This is a genomic window from Aeromonas sp. HMWF014 (assembly GCF_963878295.1).
GTDB lineage: Bacteria > Pseudomonadota > Gammaproteobacteria > Enterobacterales > Aeromonadaceae > Aeromonas > Aeromonas popoffii.
On sequence record NZ_CAWNYS010000187.1, the window covers coordinates 1 to 2,205 of the forward strand.

Sequence of the window (2,205 nt, forward strand, 5' to 3'; positions counted from 1 at the left end):
GCCTGTCACGCCGGGGGTCGCGGGTTCGAGTCCCGTCCGCTCCGCCAATATATTGAAAGGCCTTCCTGAATGGGAAGGCCTTTTTGCTTTTCCGATGCCTCAAGTTCATCTGCTTTAACCGCCTCCACTGTCCTTCGTGGTATCAATTCAACCTCATTCAAGGTCTAAGGCCTACCCTTTCAGTCCCCTTATCCATCTCAGTAGAACACGCAGAGCCAGACTGTGGTCATGTCGGGGTGAGTCCACTCCACCCTATGTTTCTGGCGGGCGGGAATATTGATGTGATCGCCCGGGCCCAGTTGTACCGATTGTTGTTCCTGGGTCTGCGGATCGATGAATAGCAGGCTGGCCTCTCCTTGCACTACCAGGATCCACTCATGTTCATCCTGATCGTACCACTCTCCCGGCGCCGTCTGATGGCCGTGGGAGAGAATGCGCTCGATTCGCAGGTGGTTGGTACTGACAAGACCCTGAAAGAGTTCGGTAGGCAGTGGCGAGGGAATATCGTTCAGCAGATTGCGCGTGTGCATGGGTCATCTCCCGTCTTGCAGTGCGAATAGTTCTCTGCAGTATAGAGGCGTTCCTCATGGATGAAGGTGAGGGCTGCAGCAAGCGCGTATGCAAATTTGTGTCCGAACGAGAACAATTTCTGCCATTTTGATGAAAAAGTCAGGGAATTCGCTGCAATTTCGACAAATTCTTGCTATTTTGCGCGCCACAAAAGCAAACGATTTCCTTCACACTTTCAGGATAAGTTATGGCAAAGCAAGATATGGCCGCCAACGGAGCAAAAGGCGGCTTTTTGGACTCTTATTTTTCCATTTCTGCGCGCGGCAGTAGCGTGCGCCAGGAGTTGCTGGCCGGTTTGACCACCTTCCTGGCCATGGTCTACAGCATCATAGTGGTGCCGAACATGCTGGGCGCTGCTGGCTTCGAGCAGGGGCCCGTCTTCGTGGCGACCTGTTTGATCGCCGCCTTCGGCTCCCTGCTGATGGGGCTGTGGGCCAAGCTGCCGATGGCCATCGGTTGCGCCATCTCCCTCACCGCCTTTACCGCGTTCAGTCTGGTACTGGGTCAGGGACTGAGCATTCCGGTTGCCCTTGGCGCCATCTTCCTGATGGGGGTGGTGTTTACCCTCATCAGTATCACAGGCGTGCGCCAGTGGATCCTGGACAACCTTCCCTCCGGCATTGCCCACGGCACCGGCATCGGCATCGGTCTGTTCCTGCTGCTGATCGCCACCAACGGTGTCGGTATGGTGATCAAGAACGAAGGGGCCGGTCTGCCGGTTCAACTGGGTGAGGTGACCTCCTTTCCTGTCGTCATGACGGTGCTGGGTCTGGCCGCCATCTTCGGTCTGGAGCGTCGCAAGGTGCCGGGCGGCATCCTGATGGTGATCATCGCCATCTCCATCCTCGGCCTCATCTTCGATCCGAACGTAACCTGGCAGGGCTTCTTCGCCATGCCGAGCCTGACCGGTGAAAAAGGTTCGCTGGTTGGCAGCATGGATCTGCTGGGCGCCCTCAATCCGGTGGTCATCCCCACAGTGCTGGCACTGGTGATGACGGCCGTGTTCGACGCCACCGGCACCATACGTGCCGTGGCCGGTCAGGCGGGTCTCATCAATGAGCGTGGCCACATCATCAGCGGCGGTAAGGCCCTGACTGCCGACTCCGTCAGCAGCATGGTGGCTGGCGTGGTGGGTGGGGCTCCGGCCGCCGTCTACATCGAATCTGCCGCAGGCACAGCAGCCGGTGGCAAGACCGGTCTGACTGCTGCGCTGGTCGGCGTGCTGTTCCTGCTGATGATCTTCCTCTCCCCGCTCAGCTATCTGGTGCCGGCTTATGCCACCGCACCGGCGCTGATGTACGTCGGCCTGCTGATGCTGGGCAACGTCACCAAGCTGGATTTCAACGACTCGGTCGATGCGCTGGCTGGCATGCTGTGCGCCGTCTTCATCGTGCTGACCTGCAACATAGTGACCGGCATCATGCTGGGCTTTGTGGCGCTGGTCGTGGGTCGTCTGTTTGCCGCCGAGTGGAAGAAACTCAACGTCGGCACCGTCATCATCGCCGTGGCTTTGGTGGTCTTCTATGCCGGGGGTTGGGCCATCTAACCCATCCGGTTATAGCGAAGGGCCCTGCGGGGCCCTTTTTCATGGCTCTGTCCCAATTACGTGTTGAAAGGCTAATCTTGAAGTAGGCC

General features: G+C 58.2%; 2 protein-coding genes. One reads left to right on the forward strand and one right to left on the reverse strand.

All coding sequences use genetic code 11. The features are described 5' to 3' along the window. Positions 1–197 precede the first annotated feature (197 nt). Positions 198–530, reverse strand: coding sequence for a cupin domain-containing protein (locus tag AAC083_RS07335; RefSeq protein ID WP_108536198.1), 333 nt, complete (start codon positions 528–530; stop codon positions 198–200). 227 nt (positions 531–757) lie between these two features. Here AAC083_RS07335 and AAC083_RS07340 point away from each other — a divergent pair, with 227 nt between their 5' ends. Further along, entirely contained in the window at positions 758–2,116 is a 1,359-nt protein-coding gene (locus AAC083_RS07340) for an NCS2 family permease (protein ID WP_042039244.1), read from the forward strand. Positions 2,117–2,205: the final 89 nt, after the last annotated feature.